Genomic DNA, 20,918 nt, shown 5'->3' on the forward strand with positions numbered 1-20,918 from the left:
GACGGCGGTGCTCCCGCCCCGCGGAGCCGCCGGTCTGGCGGGCGAGGTTGGGGAAGCAGCCGGGGCGCTCATCGGTTGCCGCCCTGCGCCAGGCCTGCCGCAATCACGCCGCCGGCGCTGTCTCCCGTCAGCCGGCCGTCCCGCATGGTGAGCACGCGTCCGCAACTGGCCGCCACGCCGTCGTCATGGGTGACCAGGATCAGGGTTTTCCCGGCGCCAATGGTGGACTCCAGCAGCACTTGCATCACTTCGGCCGAGGTGGCGGAGTCCAATGCACCGGTGGGTTCGTCTGCGAAAATCACGCCCGCGCCCGTCACTTGGGCCCGGGCAATAGCAACGCGCTGCGCCTGGCCGCCGGAGAGCTCGCCGATCCGGCGCTGCTCCATTCCGCCCAGGCCCAGCGCCTGTAGCCAACCCGCTGCGGCTTGCTCGGCCGCCGGGCGCGACGTGCCGTTCAGCATCAGCGCAACTGCCACGTTTTCCAACGCGTTGAGCTCCGGGATCAACAGGCCCTGCTGGAAAACAAAGCCGAAGGCCTCGCGGCGCAGCCTGGACCGCGCGGACTCGGAGAGCGCTTCCACCAGCAAGCTCTGCCCGGGCAGATTCAAGTGCACCTGCCCGCTGTCCGGGCGGATGATGCCGGCCAGCACGTGTAGCAGCGTGGTCTTGCCCGAACCGGATGCGCCCATGATGGCTACGGATTCGCCGGTCCTGATGTCCAGCGAGAGTCCGGCCAGTGCCGTGGTTGGGCCGTAGGACTTTGTGAGGTTGCGGGCGCTGAGTACCGGCGGGTGGCTGGGGTGCTGGAGGTAGGCGGCCGCGGAAGCGCTTGGGGAAGCCGGGGCCGGGATGGAGTCGCGGTTCTCGTTCATGATTCCATCGTCGCGGCGCGGACGGAGGCGGCGCCTCGGGCCGAAGGCTGAAAACGGCGGCCTGGAGCTCATACCCAGGGTGGAGCCACCCCGGTTGGGCCCGCCTCAGGCCGCGCTGTCATCTCACCGTCCAATCGGCCGTACGGGATACGCCACATTGGAGGCAGGCGACGACCACGCTGCCCGCAAAAGCAAGGAAAAAAGCTTGTTGCCTCCGCAAATGAGCCTCCGCTGGCGAGCCCCGCGAGCCAATGTGGCGTATCGAGTGCGCGGCGCACTTCCCCGCGGCACACGAGCCCAGCTGACGGTGGCACCCACAGGCCGCACCATCGAGAACACCTCCTCCGCTGAGTGCTAAGGCGGAAGGGGCAGACACCTGGCGGCGCCGTCGGTAGGGTGAGCCGCATGCAGACCGTTGATAAGGCTGCGATAGACGACGCGGCGGCGGCCAGCGTGCTTGAAGTGCTGCGGCGGAACGGGGTGGCGGACGTCCGGGCCGACGCCACCACCCGCGACCTCTACTCTTCCGATGCATCGCTCTTCAGGGTGCGGCCGGCGGCCGTGGCCTTCCCGCACGATGTTGACGAGGTTCTGGCCGTGCTGGCAGCCTGCCGCGAAACCGGGGTCCCGCTGACCTCCCGCGGAGCCGGCACTTCCATTGCGGGCAATGCGGTGGGCCCCGGCGTCGTGCTGGACTTCAGCCGTTACATGAACCGCGTGCTGCGGCTGGACCCGGAGGCCCGGGCCGCCACGGTGCAGCCCGGGACGGTCCACGCCACACTGCAGCGGATGGCGTTGGCCCACGGTCTGCGTTTCGGGCCGGACCCGTCCACGCACACCCGCTGCACCATCGGCGGGATGATCGGCAACAACTCCTGTGGCGCCCGCACCCCTGCCTATGGCCGCACGGTGGACAACGTGGAGCACCTCCAGCTGGTCACTGGCTCCGGACGCAGGCTTCGGCTGGACGGCGGACGGGTCCCCGAGACTCCGGAAACCGGGGCGCTGCGCGAACTGGCTGCCGGGCATTTGGGGACGTTGCGCACGGAGTTCGGCCGCTTCGGCCGCCAGGTGTCCGGCTATGCGCTCGAGCACCTGCTGCCGGAGAAGGGGTTCGACCTGCGCAGGGCGCTGGTGGGCAGTGAGGGGACGCTCGCCGTCGTGCTGGAAGCGGGAGTGCGGCTGGTCAAGGACCCGGCGCACAAAACCATGGTGGCGCTGGGATTTGGCGACATCGGTACCGCCGCTGACGTGGTGATGGAGGTGATGGCACTTTCGCCGACCGCCTGCGAGGGGCTGGACCGGCGGATTGTGGACGTGGTGCGCAGCCGGAAGGGGCCGGGCTCCGTGCCGCAGCTGCCCGCCGGCGCCGCATGGCTGTTCGTGGAACTGGCCGGCGATGAACCCGCGGAGGTGGCGGACCGCGCCGCCCGGTTGCTCCGGCTGCCGGAGGCCGTGGATGCCCGGGTGGTGGACCATCCGGTGGAGGCTGCCGCGCTGTGGAAGATCCGCGAGGACGGTTCCGCGCTCTCGGGCCGGTCGCCGGCGGGCGAGCCGGCGCACTCCGGCTGGGAGGATGCAGCGGTGCCGGCAGAACGGCTGGGCGCCTACCTGCGCGAGTTCGACGACCTGGTGGAGCAGCACGGCTTCGGCGGTTTCCCCTATGGACACTTCGGCGACGGCTGCGTGCACGTGCGGCTGGACTTCCCGTTCGGCAACCGCGGCCCCAACGAAACCGATGGCCGCCGCGAATACCGCGCCTTCATGACCGACGCCGCCGACCTGGTGGCCCACTACGGCGGCTCGCTCTCCGGCGAGCACGGCGACGGACGGGTCCGCGGCGAACTGCTGCCGCGGATCTATTCGGCGGAAGCCATCCGCCTGTTCGGCACGGTCAAGGGCATCCTGGACCCGGACAACCTGCTCAACCCGGGCGTGCTGGTGGACCCGCGGCCCTTGGACGCGGACATCCGCACCGCCGCGGTCAAGCCGGTCCGCATCCCGCTGGGTTTTTCCTACCAGCGCGACGGCGGTGACTTCAGCCGGGCGATCCACCGCTGCACCGGGATCGCCCAGTGCCGCACGGACGCGCCGACCCGGCCGGGCATGGTGATGTGCCCGTCCTACATGGCCACCAAGGAGGAGAAGGATTCGACCCGCGGCCGCGCACGTGCGCTTCAGGAAATGATCCTGCGGGCCTCGGGCGGTCATGACGATGACGGCGGTGCCCGGCTTGGTGATGGCGGCATCCGACGTGACGACGGCGGTGCCCGGCTTGGTGACGGCGTGGAGTATCACGACGGAGGCTTGCTCGGCGGGGGCGGTGGCGGAAGCGGCGGTCCGGCCGATGCGGCGCCGGACTGGCGCTCGCCGGCCGTGCATGAGGCGCTGGACCTCTGCCTGTCCTGCAAAGGCTGCCTCTCCGATTGCCCGACCGGAATTGACATGGCTTCCTACAAGGCAGAGGTTCTCTACCAGAGCTACCGCGGACGCCTGCGGCCGGCGTCGCACTACTCGCTCGGCTGGCTGCCGCGCTGGGCCAGACTGGCCTCGTTCGCACCGAAGCTGGCCAATGGACTGCTGAAAGTCCCGGGCCTGCGGCACGCCGGTCTGCGGCTGGCCGGAGTGGATGGACGGCGCGGACTTCCGCAGTTCGCACCGGAGACGTTCGATCACTGGTTCCGGACCCGGCGCGACCAAGGCGAGGCCGCCGGCGCATCCAATGCCCCGAACGGCGCCGTGCTGTTGTGGGCTGACACCTTCACCAACTACTTCTCGCCCGAGATCGGGCAGGCGGCGGTCAGGGTGCTGGAGCGAGCCGGCTACCAGGTGCTCGTTCCGGACGATCGGCCGTGCTGCGGCCTGACCTGGATCTCCACCGGACAGCTCGATACCGCCCGCAGGATCTTAAGCGGCACCGTTGAGACGCTCGCCGCTTACGCTGCTGCCGGCGTGCCCGTGCTGGGACTGGAACCGTCCTGCACCGCCGTGCTGCGCTCCGATGCGCTGGAGTTGCTCGGTGAGCGGGCGCTGCCGGTTGCCCAATCCACCCGCACCCTGGCGGAACTGCTGGCGGGCACCCAAGGATGGACTCCGCCGTCGTTAGCGGGGGAGGAAGTAGTGGCCCAGCCGCATTGCCACCACCACGCCGTTCTCGGCTGGGGCACCGACCAAGCGCTGCTGCACGACGCCGGAGCCAACGTGCAGAGCCTGGGCGGGTGCTGCGGACTGGCCGGCAATTTCGGCGTCGAGCGTGGCCACTATGACGTGTCCGTGGCCGTGGCGGAGACGCAGTTGCTGCCGGCGGTCAGGTCCGCCGGAGCCGACGCCGTGCTGCTGGCCGACGGCTTCTCCTGCAGAACCCAGCTATCCGATCTCACCGACCGGCGCGGCCTGCATCTGGCGCAGCTGCTGGATGGTGCTTCGGGGCCAGACGGAGCCGGCCTGGAAGCGGGGCCGGGAATGCCGGAGGAATGACGGAGGGGAGAGCAGCGGACATAGCCGGAAGTGTCCGGGGCAATGACGGAGGGGAGAGCAGTGGGCAACTCCGGAAGTGTCCGGTGGGGATCGTGAGGCCGATTTCCTGCCCGTCCGGCTCCACATCGGCCGTGGCAGAATGCAGTATCGGCAAGCGATCAAAGGGGACATCGTGGCCATCAAGGACAAGCTGGCGGGGGCCCAGCGACAGCTGAAGAAGTACGCGGCGCGGGCGGGGCAATTCCGCGTGCGGGAGAGTGACTCCGGGCCGACGGCCAGTGCCCAGACAGCCCGCGTGTCCGTGGTCATCCCGGTGTTCAATGCCATGCCGTACCTGAAGGAGCTGCTGGATTCGCTGGCCGCGCAGGATATGGACCCCGCGCTGTTCGAGGTGGTGGCCGTGGACGACGGATCCACCGATGACGGCCGCAAGCTGCTGGATGAGTACGCGGCGAGGCATCCGAACTGGCGCGTGATTCACCAGCAGAACAGCGGCTGGCCGGGCAAACCGCGCAATGTAGGGATCAACGCCGGCACGTCCGATTACGTTTTCTTTTGCGACGCCGACGACAAGCTGGGCGCCGAGGCGCTGCGCCGCATGGTGGCCTTCGCCGACCGGCACCAGGTGGATGTGCTGGCGCCCAAGATGGTGGGGATCGGCGGCCGGCGGGTCCAGTCCTCGCTTTTTACCGAGACCGTCCCCGACGTGCCGGTGCGGAAAATCCTGGCTACGCTCTCGCCGCAGAAGCTGATCCGGCGGGAACTGCTGGACAGCCACGGCTTCCGCTTCCCGGAGGGCAAGGTCCGCCTGGAAGACGGCATGCTGCTGACCCGCTGCTATCTGGCCTCGCGGCGGAATGCGATTGCGGCCGACTACGACTACTACTTCATCCGTACCCGGCAAGACGGAACGAATATCAGCGCGCAGAAGGCCGCACCGGAAAGCTACACCGGCTCGGTGTCCGAGATCGCCCGGATCATCACCGAGAACCATGACGACGCCGATGAGGCCGAACTGCTGGTACTGGATCTGTACCGGCGCAAACTTCTGCGCGCTTACGTTCCCTCCCGCTTTCGTCAGATGCCCGCCGCCATCCGGAAGCGCTGGGTCGAAGCCCATGCGGGCTTTGTGGACCAGTACATCCCGGAGCGGCTGGAGGCGCAGCTGGGCTTTCCGTTCCGGCAGCGCTCGCAGCTGGTCCGGGCCCGGGACACCGAAGGCCTGCTGAAGCTGGCGGACACCGAAGAGGCCCTGAAACCGACAGCACGAGCCCTGCCGCCGCAGCTGGACGACGAGTCGGTGGCGTTCGGCCTGCGCTTCGAACCGGCAGCCGAGTTCGATTCCGTCCGCGTGGTCGCTCGCGGGCGGGGCACCACTGAAGCTCGGACCTTCGACGTCAAGCGCGACGCCGGCGAGTACCGTGCCGTACTGCCGCGGACGGAATTGGCCGGACTGGGCAATGTGCTGGTGGACCTGTTTGTGCAGCTGGGGCTGGGTGGCATGGAAGGGCCTCCGCGGCGGATCCTGGCGCCGGGGGAGGGGCTGCCGGTGCAGTCCGGAGGTCTGCGTGTCTACGCCACAGTCCACGGCAACCTCAGCCTGGACCAGCGCCGCTGACCGGCGGCTCTTTTTACCAGTGGTCGGCAGAGGCGCGCCAGCACCGAGTAGAGACCCGGTGGGTGGGGGGTCTCCACGCGCTCGCTGGCGCTCGCTTGGTCGACCACCGGGGTTAATGGCGCTCGCTTGGTGGGCCGTCGAATTTCCGGTGGTCGACGGAGGCACGCCAGCGCCGAGTAGAGACCGGTGACCTCCGGGAGGTTATTGCCGGGCGCTGACTTTTCGGGCGGTTTCTTCCAGGACTTCCCGGAGGGCAAGAATGGCGGGCCGGTTGGCCGAGGCCCGGCGGGCGGAGGTGAAGACGGTCCGACGGGGATCGTCCGGCAGGTCCAGCATCCGGCAGCTGGTGCCCCGGCCGCTCCACACCAAGTCCGGCAGGAACGCCACGGCGTTACCGGATTCGATCAGCCGGATGTGGGCCTGCAAGTCGGCAGTTTCATAGCGGACGTCGGGTTCAAAGCCGGCCTGGCGGCAGGCTTGCTCGGCCCAATGCCGGGACGCTGCCCCGCGCGGCTCCATCACCCAGGGCAGGCCGCTGGCGTCTTCGAGCGATCTGGCCTCCCCGCCAGCTAGGCCAGCCGGCGGGACGGCGAGCCGGATAGCGTCGGTGGTCAGTCTCTTGCGGTCCAGGTCGGGGTGGTGCGGTGCCGCGTGGCCGGGATACTGCTCGGCGACCACCAGGTCGAAGTCGCGCGCCCACGTCTCGTACAGCGCGGTTTCCGGTTCCCGCTGGACCATTTCAATCCGCACCTCCGGGAAGCGCTGCCGCATGCTGGTCAGCGCATCCGGCAGCAGCGCCAGCGCCGCGGACTGGAAGACCGCCAGCCGGACGCTCCCGGTCACCGTGGTCAGCGACGCCGCGAGGTCCGTTTCGGCCTGCTCGAGCCGGGACAGCAGAGACTCCGTGTGGGCCACCAGGATCTCCGCCTGCGGCGTGAGCTGCACCCGGCGGCCGGCCTTGCGCAGCAGCTCCACCCCGGCTTCCTTCTCCAGCAGCGTCAGCTGTTGGGACACCGAGGACGGGCTCAGGTTCAGTGCGCTGGCCACTTCGGCCAAGGTGCCGCGCACCTTGACCTCCCGCAGCAGCCGCAGTCTCCGGACATCCAGCATGGCGCGCTCCATTCATTACAAATGCCGATGATTACCAGTCGGAAAAGATCGCTTTTTCTTCACGAAGTCTAGTTCCATACTGGTCCTTAACAGGCAATGCAATTACGTTGAAAGGACTGATGCTGCCGTGACCGACGTCCTCAAGGAGGCACCGATGCAGACCACAAGTTTTGCCGATGCGCAGGTAGCCGACCTTGCCGCCGACACCATCAAACTGGTCCGGCACTGGCTGACGGAAGCAGAGAAGATTCCCGCCGACGCCGCGGCCGAGCAGCTGGCCGGCGTGCTGAACGACCCCCATGGCCTGGAATTCACCGTCGGATTCGTCGACGGCGTTATCCGGCCCGAGGACCTGAGGGTTGCCGCCCGGAACCTGGCCGCGCTGGCGCCAAAGGCTCCGTCCTTCCTGCCCTGGTACATGCGCGCCGCCGTGCGCGTGGGCGGCACCATGGCGCCGGTGCTGCCGCAGGTGGTCATCCCCGCTGCCCGCAAGGTGCTGCGCGAGATGGTTGGCCACCTGATCGTTGATGCCACCGACGCCAAGCTGGGGCCGGCGATCGCCAAGATCCGCCAGGAGGACGTCCGGCTGAACATCAACCTGCTCGGCGAGGCAGTGCTGGGCAGCCGCGAGGCGGAACGCCGGCTGGAAGGCACCAAGCAGCTGTTGGCCCGCGACGACGTGGACTACGTCTCGATCAAGGTCTCCTCCACGGTGGCCCCGCACTCGCACTGGGCGTTCGATGAGGCGGTGGAGCACGTCGTCGAAAGCCTCACCCCGCTTTACCGACAGGCCGCCAACTCCCCGAAGCGCAAGTTCATCAATCTGGACATGGAGGAGTACAAGGACCTGGAGATGACCATGGCGGTCTTCACCAAGATCCTGGACCAGCCCGAGTTTGAGCAACTGGAAGCCGGCATAGTGCTGCAGGCCTACTTGCCGGACGCGCTGCGCGCCATGATTCGGCTGCAGGAATGGGCTGCCGCCCGCCGTTCCCGCGGTGGCGCCGCCATCAAGGTGCGGGTGGTCAAGGGCGCCAACCTGCCGATGGAGCAGGTGGAAGCGTCGCTGCACGGCTGGCCGCTGGCCACCTGGGAAACCAAGCAGGACTCGGACACCAACTACAAGCGCGTGATCAATTACGCGCTGCAGCCGGAGCGGATGGGCAACGTGCGGATCGGCGTGGCCGGGCACAACCTCTTCGATGTCGCGTTCGCCTGGCTGCTGGCCAAGCAGCGAGGTGTGGAGACCGGCATCGATTTCGAGATGCTGCTGGGCATGGCGCAGGGCCAGGCCGAAGCAGTGAAAAAGGACGTCGGGTCGCTGCTGCTCTACACACCCGTGGTCCATCCCGCCGAGTTTGATGTGGCGATCGCCTACCTGATCCGCCGGCTGGAAGAAGGCGCCAGCAGCGAAAACTTCATGTCCGCGGTCTTCGAACTGAGCAAGAACGAGCAGCTGTTCGAACGCGAAAAGCAGCGCTTCCTCGCCTCGCTGGAGGCGCTCGACGACGACGTACCGGAACCGGGTCGTCAGCAGGACCGGGCGAAGCCGGAACAGGCCCGCCCGGCCGACTCCTTCGACAACATTCCGGACACCGATCCGTCGCTGCCGGCCAATCTGGCCTGGGGCCGGGAGATCCTGGCCCGGGTGCCGGCCTCGACATTGGGCCTGGACACCGTAGCGGCCGCCCAGATCAAGGACGAGGCAGGGCTGGAACAGGTGATCGCCAACGCCGTGCAGCAGTCCAAGAGCTGGGGTGCGATGAGCGGGGCCGAGCGTGCGGAGGTGCTGCACAAGGCCGGCGACAAACTGAACGCGAACCGCGCCCGGCTGCTGGAAGTGATGGCAGCCGAGGCTGGCAAGACTCTGGACCAAGGCGACCCGGAAGTCTCCGAAGCCGCCGACTTCGCGCATTTCTATGCCGAGTTGGCCCGGAAGCTGGACACCGTGGACGGCGCGGACTTCGTGCCGGCGAAACTGACGGTGGTGACCCCGCCGTGGAATTTCCCGACGGCGATCCCCGCCGGAGGTGCGCTTGCCGCGCTCGCTGCAGGCTCCGCCGTCGTGATTAAGCCCGCCAAGCAGGCCGCACGCACCGGCGCCGTCATGGTTGAAGCGGTGTGGGAGGCGCTGGATGAAGCCGGCGTGCCGCGCGACATGCTGCAGATGGTCCAGCTGGGCGAGCGGGAGCTGGGCAAACAGCTGATCTCCCACCCCGAGGTGGACCGCGTGATCCTCACCGGCGCTTACGAGACCGCCGAACAGTTCCGCTCCTTCCGTCCGGACCTGCCGCTGCTGGCCGAGACCTCGGGCAAGAACGCCATTATCGTCACCCCCAGCGCCGATTTCGATCTGGCCGCCAAGGATGTGGCGTACTCCGCGTTCGGCCATGCCGGGCAGAAGTGCTCCGCGGCGTCGCTGGTGATTCTGGTGGGATCCGCCGCCACCTCGCCGCGGTTCCGCAACCAGTTGGTGGACGCCGTCACGTCCATGAAGGTGGGGTACCCGGAGGACCCCACGTCGCAAATGGGTCCGATCATCGCGCCGGCCGAAGGCAAGCTGCTGGACGGGCTGACAACGCTGGGCGCCGGGGAGAGCTGGCTGATCCAGCCCCAGCAGCTGGACGACTCCGGCAAGCTCTGGAGCCCGGGCGTGCGGACCGGGGTGGCGCGCGGATCCCGCTACCACTTGACCGAGTTCTTCGGCCCGATCCTGGGTGTGATGACCGCCGAAACGCTGGAAGAAGCCGTGGCCATCACCAATGACATTGAATACGGGCTGACCTCCGGCCTGCATTCGCTGGATGCCGACGAGCTGGATCACTGGCTGCAGAACATTCAGGCCGGCAACCTCTACGTGAACCGTGGAATCACCGGGGCCATTGTGCGCCGGCAGCCGTTCGGAGGCTGGAAGAAGTCCTCGGTGGGTGCCGGCACCAAGGCCGGCGGGCCCAACTACCTGATGGGGCTGGGCGAGTGGGAGACCGCCCCGTCCACGGCTGCGGCGGAGGTGCACAGCGCATCGGCCAAGCTGCTGGACGCCGCCCGTCGTGCCGGGCGGGCGCTGTCCGCAGAGGAATTGAGCGGACTGGAACGGTCACTGCGTTCCGATGCCGCGGCCTGGGCCGACGAGTTCGGCGTGGCCCGGGACATTTCCGGGCTGACGGCGGAGCGCAATGTGTTCCGCTACCTGCCGGTTCCGGTGACGGTCCGGCTGGCCGAAGGCGAACCGCTGGCGAAACTGGTCCGCGTGCTCGCCGCCGGCGTGCTTGCAGGCTCCGACGTGGCGGTTTCCACCGCCGTCGCGCTTCCTGCGGCATTGCAGGCGGTGGCTACGGAGTTGGGCGTCGCAGTGACGGTGGAGGACGACGACGCCTGGTTGGCTCGGGTGCCTCGGCTCGGTGCCGGGCGGATCCGCCTGATTGGCGGGGACGCCAAGGCGCTCGCCGTTGCCACCGGTGGACGGCCGGACGTGGCGGTCTATGCCCACGAGGTGACCGAGGCCGGCCGGTTGGAAATGCTCCCCTTCCTGCACGAGCAGGCGGTCAGCATCACCGCGCACCGCTTCGGCACACCTAACCACCTGTCCGACGCCCTGATCTAGCCGCTCCGGCAACACGGCTTGGGCCCCGTCCCACCCGGCCGACTATTCAGCAGACGTCCTTTTCAAGTCTGAGAAGGGCGCCTGCTGAATATTGGATGGCGTAGGTACTGGATCGTCTGCGAACGCTCCGGTGGGACGGCGGCCGCAACTGCTCAGCCGTGCCGCCGTATCCAGCCGACCGCATGCAGGGTGAGCGCGCCGGCAATGATGACCAGACCGGCGAACACGACATTCGGCGCCAGAGTCGAGATCATAATGAACCAAGGGAAACCGTTGGGCATAAAGCCCTGCATCCCCTGGGGATCCATTTCGACGAGATACGGCGCGACCGACCCCCACGCACCAAAGGCGGTGAGCCCCAAGCCCAGCACCCAGAGTGCCACCAGGTAGGGATTGATCTTCCGGCGCGCGGCGGGAGCCCCCTCTGGCCGGACCTGTGGTGCCGCGTCCGGCGGAATCACCTCGGCGATGCCGGTCGATTGCGCCATGCTGTCGCCCCCAAGCTCCGCTGCAGGCGCACGGAAGGCAGGTTGGGATTGTTCGGCCACGGGTGCCGCCGGGGTGGCGCCAGCTGCCGGGCCGGGGGCGGTCAGGCCGACGCTTCGCGCAGTCTCCGCGGCGTCCCCGCCGCGCTGGTAGATCGTGTCGTACCGCTGGTCGAACTGTGATCGTGATGCGGACATGGTCCCCCTTGTCGCCGTCCTTTCTGTGAATCTACCGGATGCCGGGCAACGCTGTTAGGCTGTGCCGCATGGGAATTCTGATTTTCGAGTAACTAGGTCCTGGACCGGTCAAAACCGACAACCGAAACAATGCTTGCTGAGGCTCTACCTCGCGAGTGGTTCCCTGAATCCACCCCGCTTTCCGGATCCGATCCGGCTCTTTTGGCGTCTTCGCCGTGAGCACTGATCCGGCGGAAAAGTCTCCAGCAGGCTCGACGAGATTACCGAAGGAGAGCCATGACTGATATTGATCCGCGGGCACCGAAGCCCGCAGAACTTAATGCACCGAACATCCACCTATCCCCGGTTGCCGCAGCCAAGTTGACCGCCGAGCAACAGGCCAGGTTGGGGTCACCGCGGGGCGCCAAAACCGGCGATCTGCCCGGCTGGCACAGCATCGGCAATAGCCACAAGCCGAAGCACGCCAGCGGCCGGCAGGGTCCGCCGGAGAAGAAAGTGCGCTGGTAGGAACTGCGCACTGCCCGAATGCAGTGCCCGAACGCAGTGCCCCGGCGGACAGGTTCCGCCGGGGCACTGCACTTGTAGAGGCGTTAGCACGCAGACTGCCCCATGGCCGGACCTGCAAGGAGGAGGCAGCGTGAGACCCGACGTGCGCCGCATGCTGGTAATCCAGGCAGGCAACGTCCTGCTGCTGGCCATTGCGGCCGTGACCATAGTGATGGCCGTGGACGCGCTGACCGCGCAGCCCACCGGTCCGCCGGACGAGCCGGACGCGGGCGGCGCGCTTGCCACGATCTCCCTGGGCGGTGCGCTCGCCGTCGTGGTGCTGGCGATTTTTGCGTACCGGTGGACTGCTCGGGGCGAACGCTATGCGCCGTTGTTCGGCGTGCTCGGCTGGGCCGTCCTCTGGCTACCGCTCAGCCTGACACTGGGCGCGGCCAGCGGCACGCCGGCCTTGGCTTACCTCGCCACGCTGGTTTGCGGGGCGGGCATTGTGCTGTCGCTGGTGGCGTTGGGGAGCAAGAAGCCGCGCTGAAACTTCACGGAGCCGAACCGTCAACCCGGAGTGGACCCCATCCCGGCGGCAGCAAAGGCTTGGTTCTAGAGGCCGGCCTAGAGGCTGCCGCGGGTTTCGTCGCGACGGATGGTTTCGCCGGTGTTGGGGTCCTGCACCTGGCGGGTTTCAGTCACGCGGCGGTCGTTGCGTGGGATGGCCATGACGATCGAGATGATCAGGCCCAGTGCGCCGACCCCCATCAGGATCCATCCGATCAGGGTCAGGTCGACGAAATCCACGACGTCAGCAACAGCGAAAGCAAGGATCGCGCCGATGGCGATCAACGCAATTGAAGATCCAATTCTCATAGCCAGTAACTCCTTTGACATTGGGCGGTCGGCGAGCAAGTGCTGCTGCCGACCGTCGGTGAGGAAGTACATGGTGCAATTGTCAGCATACTTGTTGTTTCCGGAATCGTCCCGGAAGCTGTGATTTAGGCTTAAGGCCGGAACACCATCGCGGTGCTGAGAGTTCCAGGAGGTTTTGTGGCCAAAGGACGGAAGATCAATCCAGCCATGCGGGTGGCAACGGATGCGGCGTTCGATAAGCAGGGCAATCTGAAGCCCGGCACAACAACAGCCTTCATGAAGGCTTTGGACGTCCAGCGGCCGCTGGTGCTGGCAAATCTGGATCGGCTGCGGCGTAAGTACCCGGACGCCACCCCGGCTGACCTGGCGGCGACGCTGGAAAAGCACTATCTGACAACCGTGAGCTCAGGCGGCGCGGCGGTAGGGGCCACCGCCGTCGTTCCCGGAATAACCGCGGTCGCCTCGCTGGGCCTTTCCGCGGTGGCAACTGTCGGCTTTCTGGAATCCACGGCGCTCTTTGCCCAATCCATTGCAGAACTGCACGGCATTGACACTGAAAACCCGGAGCGCTCGCAGGCGATGGTGATGGCCATCCTGATGGGCGAAGAGGGCCGCTCGCTGATCAAGGAGTTTGCCGGTCAGGCCGGCGGGCGCGGCGGAAATCCAGCCCGCGCCTGGGGAAGCGCCGTGGGCAGCACCATGTCCACGGGCATGGTGAGTTCCCTGGTGGACAGCCTGAAGAAGCGTTTTTTGGCCAAAGTGGTGGCCAAGCAGGGTGCGGCAATGCTGGGCCGGGTCATTCCGTTCGGCATTGGCGCGGCGGTGGGTGGTGTAGGCAACCACGTGATGGGCCGGCGTGTTGTTGCCGCCACCCGCACGGCCTTCGGCGAACCGCCGCTGGTCCTGCCGATGTCCCTGGTGGAGGATCTGGTGGAGAACCGGTACCGGTTGGGGACGCTCCCAGCCGCGCCCGGACGGTTGACCGCCAAAATGTTGGAGAAGCTGCCGGTGATCAAGCGCCGGGGCCAGAAGGCCATTACGGAGTCCGCGGACCATGACGGCGAGTGACCGGCCCGGCATCGACCTGAACAGCGACCTCGGCGAATCGGTCGACGGCCGACTGCTGGGCGACGACGCTGCGATGTTTCCGCTGATCACCAGCGCCAACATCGCCTGCGGCTACCATGCCGGCGACGACGAGACCATGCTGGCCAGCTGCCGCCGCGCCGCCGAGAACAGGGTGGCGGTAGGTGCGCATGTTTCGTATCAGGACCGGGCCGGGTTTGGCCGGCGGTCCATGGACGTTCCGCCGGCCGACTTGGTGGCCGACGTGACGTCCCAACTGGCTGCCCTCGACCGGATCGCCCGGAGCGCCGGAACGCCCATTGCCTACGTGAAGCCGCACGGCGCGCTCTACAACCGGATAGTCCACGACCGCACCCAGGCAGCTGCTGTGGTGGAGGCCGTCGGCGCTTTCGATCCGCAGCTTCCCATCCTGGGCCTGCCCGGCTCCGCGGTGCTCGAACTGGCCGCCGGCGCCGGGCTGCCGGTATTCCGGGAGGCCTTTGTGGACCGCGGCTACCGCAGCGACGGCACGTTGATTCCGCGCGGCGAGCCGGGTGACCTGCTGGAGGACCTGGAGCAGATAGCCGATCGCGCGGTGGAATTCGCCCTGCAGGGTGCGGCTGATTCGCTCTGCGTGCACGGCGATACCCCCGGGGCCGTGGCGATGGCGCGGCTGGTCCGGCAGCGGCTGGCTGCGGCGGGAATCAGCCTCCGTCCGTTCACCGACGCCGCCCGGGCCACTGGGCGGTAGGGTGCGGGTCCTGCCCTTCGGCGACGCTGCACTGCTGGCCGAATTCAGCACCCTCGACGACGTCATGGCGCACTACCGTGCGCTCTCGGCCTCGCTGCCGCCAGGGGTCACTGAACTGGTTCCTGCTGCCCGCACCATTCTGGTGACGTTCGCCGCCCCGGCGAGCCGCGCCGTCGTCCGCCAATGGCTGGAAGACACGGCACCGCACGACGCCGAAGCAGGCACCGCGGAGGACCTCGGGGACATCGTCACGCTTGAGGTGGACTACTCCGGCCAGGACCTGCCGGAGGTCGCGCGGTTGCTGGGGGTAAGCGAGGCCGACGTGGTCCGGCAGCATCAGCACTGCGAGTGGACTGCCGCGTTCACCGGCTTCGCGCCCGGCTTCGCCTATCTGGTGACGCCGGAGAATCCGCTGCAGGTGCCGCGGCTGGCCGAACCGCGGACCCGGGTGCCCGCCGGATCCGTGGGCCTGGCCGGGGAGTTCAGCGGCGTCTACCCGTCCGAGTCGCCGGGCGGCTGGCAGCTGATCGGCAGGACCGACGTACGGCTCTGGGACGCCACGCGGGAGCAGCCGGCACTGATAACGCCGGGAACACGCGTCCGGTTCAGGGCGGTGTAGTCATGATGACGGTGGTCAAGACGGGGCCGGAACTGCTGGTGCAGGACCTCGGCCGGCCCGGCCATGCCTCCGTAGGGGTAAGCCCGTCCGGTGCGCTGGACACCCGGGCACTGCGCGCGGCCAACCGGTTGGTGGGCAACCCGGAATCCGCCGCCGGTCTGGAATTGCTGTTGGGCGGGGCGGTTCTGCAGTTCGACGACGCGGTGGTTGCGCTGACCGGCGCCGTCGGCGAACTGGCGGTCGCCGGGCGTCGCAAAGAGCGCTACCGTCCGTTCCGGGTTGAGGCTGGCCAGCGGCTGGAGATCGGCGTGGCCACCTCCGGGCTGCGGTATTACCTGGCAGTTGCCGGAGGCATTATGGCCGAGCCGCTGATGGGGTCGGCCGCCACCGACGTGCTTTCCGGCATGGGGCCGGCACGCTTGCAGGACGGCGACGTGCTGCGGGTCGGCCCGTCCGTGCCAGCCAGCGAGGCCCCGTGGGTACCGGTTCCGCATCCGCCCGCCGGCACCGTGGCGGTGCGGTTGCAGCCCGGACCGCGGCTGGACTGGTTCGCCGCGGACACCCGGCAACGATTGGCGCTGGGCGATTGGTCGGTGAGCGCCGACAGCAACCGCGTGGGGTTGCGGCTGCTGGGCCGACCCTTGCAACGGGTCGTCGAACGCGAATTGCCCAGCGAGGGCATGGTCACCGGCGCGGTGCAGGTTCCGCCGTCGGGGTTGCCCACCGTGTTTCTGGCCGACCATCCGGTGACCGGCGGCTATCCGGTGCCGGCCGTGGTGACGCCTGCTGACCTGCCGCTGCTTGCCCAAGCCCGGCCTGGCCAGCGCATCCGCTTCCACTGGGCCGGTTGAGCAGCACAGCCGTTTGCGAGGCGCTCCCGTTTGGACCGTTCGCTCCCGTTGGATCGTCTGCTCCCGTTCGAGGGGGAGCAGACCGCTCAAATGGGAGCGCTCCCCGTTGTGCGGCGGGCAGCCGTTAGCCGAAGATGGCGGTAGCCACGGTGAAGATCGTCAGCCCGGCCAGCGAACCGACCACGGTGCCGTTGATCCGGATGAACTGCAGGTCCCGGCCCACTTGGAGTTCGATCTTGCGCGACGTCTCCTGCGCGTCCCAGCGCTCGACCGTCTCGGTAATGACGCTGGCGATTTGTGAACGGTAGGTCCGGACCAGATACCCGGCCGCTTCCTCGATCCAGCCGTCGATTTTGGCCGCCAGTTCGGCGTCGGTCGCCAACCGGTGGCCGAAATCCGCAACCGCCCGCTTGAACGCCAGGCTCAACTCGCTCTTCGGATCGTCCACCGCCTCCAGCAGCGAGGATTTCAGCGTCTCCCACGTGCGGGTTGCCAGTGCCCGCAGTTCGGGATCGCCCAGCGCATTGTGCTTGATCGCCTCGACCCGCGCCATCATTTCCGGGTCGTGCTGCAGATCCTGCGCCAGGGAGTTGAGGTAGGTGTCCAGCTGCCGGCGCATCGGATGCTCCGGGTCGGCCTGCACGGCAAGGATGAACTTGTAGAGCTCCAGATGGACCTTGTCGCCGACCAACGAATCCACGAACTGCGGCACCCAGGTCGGCGAGCGGTCGGAGACCAGCCGCGCCACTGTCTCCTGGTTGTCCAGTACCCAGTCGGCGGCGCGGTCCAGCAGCAGATCGACCAGCTTCAGATGGTGGCCGTCGCGCAGCACATGCTCGGCCAGTCGACCCAGCGGCGGACCCCACGGCGGGTCCAGCAGGTGCCGGCGGGCCAACGACTCGATGAGTTCCTGGACGTCCTCGTCGTTGAGCACCTGCAGGGCCCCGCGGATGGCCGTGGCTCCCTCGCGGGCAACCCGTTCGGTGTTTTCCGGCCGTTCCAACCAGAGCCCGGCCTTGGCGGTGATGCCAAGCGAGCCGATCTTGGCCTTCACCACGTCCTCGGCCAGGAAGTTCTCCTCCACGAACTGGCCCAGGCTCGCCCCGATCTGGTCCTTGCGGCGCGGAATGATGGCCGTGTGGGGGATCTTCAGCCCCATCGGGTGCTTGAAGAGAGCGGTCACCGCGAACCAGTCGGCCAGCGCACCCACCATGCCGCCTTCGGCCGCGGCCCGGACGTAGCCCAGCCACGGATAGCTTTCCTGCAGGGCGAAGGAGACCATGAAGACCAGGGCCAGGACCACCAGCAGGCCGGTGGCCAGCAGCTTCATCCGGCGCAGTGCGGCGGCGCGGTCGCTGTCCGTCAGGCCAGCGCTGCGGCCGCCGCCGTATGGCCCGCGTCCTGGCGCGCTCCCCGCCGCGCGTCCGCTCATCGGTTCGTCCCTCGGCCCGTCCGTCCGCCCGTCCGCCGTGTCGGGTGCGACGCCGCCGCCCGTCTGAGTGCCCATGTTGCCTCCGAACCGAATCGCCGAACGATCATCGATCGTTCACCCTTCAGTCAACCCTACGGCGGTCCCGGTTGTCCGGTCATCGCGTACGGTGAATTCATGGCCCACAGGATCTACGCTCACCGCGGTTCCAGCGAGCAGTATGCGGAGAACACCCGCGCCGCTTATCTGCAGGCAATAGCCGACGGCGCCGACGGGATCGAGTGCGACGTCCACCTGACCAAGGACCGCCGGTTGGTCTGCTTCCACGACTTCACGCTGGACCGCACCTCCAACGGCACCGGCAACGTTTCCGACCACACGCTGGATGAGCTGCTGCAGCTGGATGTCAGTTCCTGGAAAGGCGTCCCGATCCCGCCCGAATACGGCGGCACCGCGGACCAACTGGTCACGCTCGACGACCTGGTGGACCTGATGCGTGCAGCCGGACGGCCGCTGGGCCTGGCGGTGGAGCTCAAGCACCCCAGTCCGTACGGGCAGGAGCTGGAGGACGAACTGCTCAAGTACCTGATGGCAGAGGGCTGGGACCCGGACACCTCCCGGCTGGACAACATCCAGATGAGCTTCATGAGCTTCCACCCGGACGCGGTGAAGTACCTGGCCGACAACATGCCCGGCGAGTATCTCTGCCAACTGCTGGATGACATCGACGCCGAGGAACTCAAAGCCAGCCTGATGATGGGCGAGCTGACCGTCGGCGCGGTGGCGGGACTGCTGCGGCGGGCGCTGTCCGAAGGCGAAGGCCTGATCGAAGAACACCGCGTGGGCCTGGCCGGACCCGGTGTGGACTACGTGCGCTCGCATCTGCCGCTGATCCGCCGCTGGTTGGAGGCCGGCATGCAATTCCGCGTCTGGACGGTGGACGATCCGCAGGACGTGAAGCTCTGCCGGGACCTGGGCTTCGGCGAGATCACCACCAACCGCCCGGCCGAGGTCCGCCGGCAACTCGAGACAGCCCGCGTCTAGACACCGCCCCGCGGGCAAAGAGCCGGTCGAAGGCCACTGCCGCAACCAGGGCCTTTGTGGTTTATTTGGTGCATGGCATCTCCCATTGAGGAATATGCACTGATTTCGGATCTGCACACCGGAGTATTGGTGTCGCGGTCCGGGAGCATGGACTGGCTCTGCCTGCCCCGCTTCGACTCGCCCTCCGTCTTCTCCGCGCTGTTAGGCGGCCCCGGACACGGCCGCTGGCTGCTGGCCCCGGACGGCGCGCGGCCCCAAGCCGGTGAACCAATAGGCACGGGCCCGGAGGCGGAACAGGGCAACGACCCGCTGGACGCCCAGCAGCGCCAGCACCCGGTTTCCACGCAGGAACAAAACCAAGCCGTCTCCTCGGATCCGGCAACCCACTCATCCTCGGCCACCGGGCAGGCCGAAAAGGCTGCCGGGACGGGCGGAGCAGCCCGTGAAGCCGGGCAACCCGGGGCAGCCGGTGAAGCCGGGCAGCCTGACGCGATTGGTGAAGGCGGAGGGCCCGGCGCGGCCGGTGAAGCCGGACAGCCCGGGGCGGATGCCGGACCATCCGAGGACGCTGCCGGCACCGCCGAGGCTTCCGGAGGTGCCACCAGTTCCACGGCCGAGACGCCGGCCGGTTCGGGTTCCGGGCAGTCCGCCACGGCGGACGCCTTGCCCCGCAACGCGGCAATCTCGGCGCCGGTCCACCCGCGGCCCGCACGGCATCACCGCCAGCCCAGCGGCACCGCGGCAGTGGGCGAGCCGCACGCCGTCGTTGTTAAGCGGACCTATATTGTGTCCACCTTCGTGCTCCAGACCCGGTGGAAGAGCAGCACGGGCGAAGCCCTGATCACCGAGTTCATGCCGGTGGGCGACCGCAGGGCATCGCTGGTGCGCCGGATCGAGGGCATGTCCGGCGAGATGAAGATCCGGCAAGAGCTGATCATGCGGTTCCACTACGGGGACGTGGTTCCCTGGGTGAACCGGGTCAAGGACGAAGAGAGCGGGAAGGAATCGATCGTCGCGATCGCCGGACCGGATGCGCTGGTGCTGCACGGGGACGACCTGCCGCGCGCCTCGGAGCGCCGGCACCAGGGCGAATTCATCATCAAAGCCGGGGAGAAGATCGACTACGAGCTGTGCTGGTTTCCCTCCCACCAGGCCGTCCCACCGATGATCGACGTCGACGCCGCATTGGCTGAGACGGTGAATTTCTGGCAGAACTGGTGCTCGCAGTTCCCGCCGCAGGGGGACTACCACCACATGGTCAAGCGTTCGCTGTTGGTGCTGCGCGCCATGACGCACGAGACCACCGGCGGAATCGTTGCCGCGCCGACCACCTCGCTGCCGGAGTCCTTCGGCGGGGAGCGGAACTGGGACTACCGGTACGTCTGGCTGCGGGACGCGGCGCTGACGCTGGAGTCGATGATGACGCACGGCTATGAAAACGAGGCGCTGCAATGGCGCAACTGGCTGCTGCGCGCGGTGGCCGGCGATCCGGAAGACCTGCAGATCATGTACGGCGTGGCCGGTGAACGTGATCTCCAGGAGCGCATCATCGAGCACCTGCCGGGCTACGAAGGCTCCGTGCCGGTCCGGGTGGGCAACGGGGCGGTGTGCCAGTACCAGGCGGACGTGATCGGTGAGGTCATGGTGGCGCTGGAAAAACTGCGCAACCTTGGCGGCACCGAGGACCACTTCTCCTGGCCGCTGCAGAAGGCCATGCTGCACTACATCGAGAAACACTTCGACGAGAAGGACCAGGGCATCTGGGAGATGCGCGGGCCCCGGCGGTACTTCACGCACTCCCGGGTGATGATGTGGGCCGCCTTTGACCGCGGCGTTCGGGCCGTCCGGGAGCACGGACTGGACGGCAAGGCCGTGCGGTGGACGGAGCTGCGGGACCGGCTGCGCGAGGAGGTCATGGAGCACGGCTTCAACCGGGAGATCAACTCCTTCACGCAGAGCTACGACAGCACCGAAGTGGATGCGTCGCTGCTGGTGCTGCCGCAGGTGGGCTTTGTGAAGTACGACGACGACCTGATGCTCGGTACCGTGGCCCGGCTGGAGCAGGAGCTGGTGGAGGCGGACGGGCTGATCCTGCGCTACCGGACCGCCTCCGGGATGGACGGGCTGGCGCCGGGGGAACACCCGTTCCTGGCCTGCTGCTTCTGGCTGGTGGAGCAGTATGCCCGCTCCGGCCGGATCGGCGATGCGCGCGACTTGATGGACCGGCTGGTGGGTTACGCAAACGACCTGGGGCTGATGGCCGAAGAGTACGACACGGTGAACAAGCGGATGACCGGCAACTTCCCGCAGGCGTTCTCGCACCTGGCCCTGATCCGGGCGGCTGACGCCATTAACGGCCACGCGCAGGACGTGGTGTAGGCCAGCTGCTCCTCCCGCTGCGTTAACTTGTACGACGACGGCGCTGCCCGT

The 20,918-nt window shown here is 67.8% G+C and carries 16 protein-coding genes; 11 read left to right on the top strand and 5 right to left on the bottom strand.

Annotated elements, in window-relative coordinates; genetic code table 11:
- Positions 1-68: 68 nt before the first annotated feature.
- Positions 69-872, bottom strand: coding sequence for an ABC transporter ATP-binding protein (locus E4J89_RS08135; protein ID WP_136785628.1), 804 nt, complete (start codon positions 870-872; stop codon positions 69-71).
- A 405-nt stretch (positions 873-1,277) separates the two neighbouring features.
- Here E4J89_RS08135 and E4J89_RS08140 point away from each other — a divergent pair, with 405 nt between their 5' ends.
- Both E4J89_RS08140 and E4J89_RS08145 read left to right on the top strand, forming a co-directional pair.
- Positions 1,278-4,349 carry an FAD-binding oxidoreductase gene (locus E4J89_RS08140; protein WP_136785629.1) on the top strand — a complete coding sequence of 1,024 codons (3,072 nt, stop codon included), beginning with the start codon at positions 1,278-1,280 and terminating at the stop codon, positions 4,347-4,349.
- Positions 4,350-4,521: 172 nt separating this feature from the next.
- Positions 4,522-5,967 (top strand): glycosyltransferase family A protein, encoded by a 1,446-nt coding sequence (locus E4J89_RS08145; RefSeq protein ID WP_169303942.1) that lies wholly within the window; start codon positions 4,522-4,524, stop codon positions 5,965-5,967.
- A gap of 201 nt (positions 5,968-6,168) precedes the next feature.
- Here E4J89_RS08145 and E4J89_RS08150 read toward each other — a convergent pair whose 3' ends face one another.
- Positions 6,169-7,077, bottom strand: a complete 909-nt coding sequence (locus tag E4J89_RS08150; RefSeq protein WP_136785631.1) for a LysR family transcriptional regulator — start codon at positions 7,075-7,077, stop codon at positions 6,169-6,171.
- Between the two features lie 154 nt (positions 7,078-7,231).
- Here E4J89_RS08150 and E4J89_RS08155 point away from each other — a divergent pair, with 154 nt between their 5' ends.
- On the top strand, positions 7,232-10,681 hold the full coding sequence (locus E4J89_RS08155; RefSeq protein WP_136785632.1) for a bifunctional proline dehydrogenase/L-glutamate gamma-semialdehyde dehydrogenase: 3,450 nt from the start codon (positions 7,232-7,234) through the stop codon (positions 10,679-10,681).
- A gap of 152 nt (positions 10,682-10,833) precedes the next feature.
- Here E4J89_RS08155 and E4J89_RS08160 read toward each other — a convergent pair whose 3' ends face one another.
- Positions 10,834-11,364, bottom strand: a complete 531-nt coding sequence (locus E4J89_RS08160; RefSeq protein ID WP_136785633.1) for a hypothetical protein — start codon at positions 11,362-11,364, stop codon at positions 10,834-10,836.
- 276 nt (positions 11,365-11,640) lie between these two features.
- On the opposite strand from E4J89_RS08160, the gene E4J89_RS08165 reads away from it, so the two are divergent.
- Positions 11,641-11,871: a hypothetical protein gene (locus E4J89_RS08165; protein ID WP_136785634.1), complete on the top strand. Its 231-nt coding sequence runs from the start codon at positions 11,641-11,643 to the stop codon at positions 11,869-11,871.
- 130 nt (positions 11,872-12,001) lie between these two features.
- On the top strand, positions 12,002-12,400 hold the full coding sequence (locus E4J89_RS08170; RefSeq protein ID WP_136785635.1) for a hypothetical protein: 399 nt from the start codon (positions 12,002-12,004) through the stop codon (positions 12,398-12,400).
- Positions 12,401-12,477: 77 nt separating this feature from the next.
- Here E4J89_RS08170 and E4J89_RS08175 read toward each other — a convergent pair whose 3' ends face one another.
- Positions 12,478-12,729, bottom strand: coding sequence for a DUF6458 family protein (locus E4J89_RS08175; protein WP_136785702.1), 252 nt, complete (start codon positions 12,727-12,729; stop codon positions 12,478-12,480).
- Positions 12,730-12,906: 177 nt separating this feature from the next.
- Here E4J89_RS08175 and E4J89_RS08180 point away from each other — a divergent pair, with 177 nt between their 5' ends.
- Genes E4J89_RS08180 through E4J89_RS08195 form a run of 4 tightly spaced genes read left to right on the top strand, consistent with a single transcriptional unit; the run spans position 12,907 to position 16,015 of the window.
- Positions 12,907-13,797, top strand: coding sequence for a hypothetical protein (locus E4J89_RS08180; RefSeq protein WP_205754439.1), 891 nt, complete (start codon positions 12,907-12,909; stop codon positions 13,795-13,797).
- Positions 13,784-14,545, top strand: coding sequence for a 5-oxoprolinase subunit PxpA (locus E4J89_RS08185; protein ID WP_136785636.1), 762 nt, complete (start codon positions 13,784-13,786; stop codon positions 14,543-14,545). The genes E4J89_RS08180 and E4J89_RS08185 overlap by 14 nt, the downstream gene beginning before the upstream one ends.
- Position 14,546: 1 nt before the next feature.
- Positions 14,547-15,164, top strand: a complete 618-nt coding sequence (locus E4J89_RS08190; protein ID WP_169303943.1) for an allophanate hydrolase subunit 1 — start codon at positions 14,547-14,549, stop codon at positions 15,162-15,164.
- Between the two features lie 2 nt (positions 15,165-15,166).
- Positions 15,167-16,015, top strand: coding sequence for a biotin-dependent carboxyltransferase family protein (locus tag E4J89_RS08195; RefSeq protein WP_169303944.1), 849 nt, complete (start codon positions 15,167-15,169; stop codon positions 16,013-16,015).
- A gap of 124 nt (positions 16,016-16,139) precedes the next feature.
- On the opposite strand, the gene E4J89_RS08200 is transcribed toward E4J89_RS08195, so the two are convergent.
- The gene (locus E4J89_RS08200) at positions 16,140-17,345 is read right to left on the bottom strand and encodes a DUF445 family protein (protein WP_240691802.1); all 1,206 of its coding nucleotides are present in this window, start codon (positions 17,343-17,345) and stop codon (positions 16,140-16,142) included.
- Between the two features lie 276 nt (positions 17,346-17,621).
- Here E4J89_RS08200 and E4J89_RS08205 point away from each other — a divergent pair, with 276 nt between their 5' ends.
- Positions 17,622-18,488: a glycerophosphodiester phosphodiesterase family protein gene (locus E4J89_RS08205; RefSeq protein ID WP_136785637.1), complete on the top strand. Its 867-nt coding sequence runs from the start codon at positions 17,622-17,624 to the stop codon at positions 18,486-18,488.
- Positions 18,489-18,542: 54 nt separating this feature from the next.
- Positions 18,543-20,867 (top strand): glycoside hydrolase family 15 protein, encoded by a 2,325-nt coding sequence (locus tag E4J89_RS08210; protein ID WP_276606339.1) that lies wholly within the window; start codon positions 18,543-18,545, stop codon positions 20,865-20,867.
- Positions 20,868-20,918: the final 51 nt, after the last annotated feature.

The sequence above is a fragment of the Arthrobacter sp. CAU 1506 genome, assembly GCF_005047635.1.
GTDB lineage: Bacteria > Actinomycetota > Actinomycetes > Actinomycetales > Micrococcaceae > Crystallibacter.

Coding starts and splice junctions, on each gene's coding strand:
- E4J89_RS08155 (WP_136785632.1), top strand. CDS start 7,232: ATGCAGACCACAAGTTTTGCCGATGCGCAGGTAGCCGACCTTGCCGCC.
- E4J89_RS08185 (WP_136785636.1), top strand. CDS start 13,784: ATGACGGCGAGTGACCGGCCCGGCATCGACCTGAACAGCGACCTCGGC.
- E4J89_RS08150 (WP_136785631.1), bottom strand. CDS start 7,077: ATGCTGGATGTCCGGAGACTGCGGCTGCTGCGGGAGGTCAAGGTGCGC.
- E4J89_RS08135 (WP_136785628.1), bottom strand. CDS start 872: ATGAACGAGAACCGCGACTCCATCCCGGCCCCGGCTTCCCCAAGCGCT.
- E4J89_RS08160 (WP_136785633.1), bottom strand. CDS start 11,364: ATGTCCGCATCACGATCACAGTTCGACCAGCGGTACGACACGATCTAC.
- E4J89_RS08165 (WP_136785634.1), top strand. CDS start 11,641: ATGACTGATATTGATCCGCGGGCACCGAAGCCCGCAGAACTTAATGCA.
- E4J89_RS08140 (WP_136785629.1), top strand. CDS start 1,278: ATGCAGACCGTTGATAAGGCTGCGATAGACGACGCGGCGGCGGCCAGC.
- E4J89_RS08200 (WP_240691802.1), bottom strand. CDS start 17,345: ATGAAGCTGCTGGCCACCGGCCTGCTGGTGGTCCTGGCCCTGGTCTTC.
- E4J89_RS08205 (WP_136785637.1), top strand. CDS start 17,622: ATGGCCCACAGGATCTACGCTCACCGCGGTTCCAGCGAGCAGTATGCG.
- E4J89_RS08175 (WP_136785702.1), bottom strand. CDS start 12,729: ATGAGAATTGGATCTTCAATTGCGTTGATCGCCATCGGCGCGATCCTT.
- E4J89_RS08195 (WP_169303944.1), top strand. CDS start 15,167: ATGATGACGGTGGTCAAGACGGGGCCGGAACTGCTGGTGCAGGACCTC.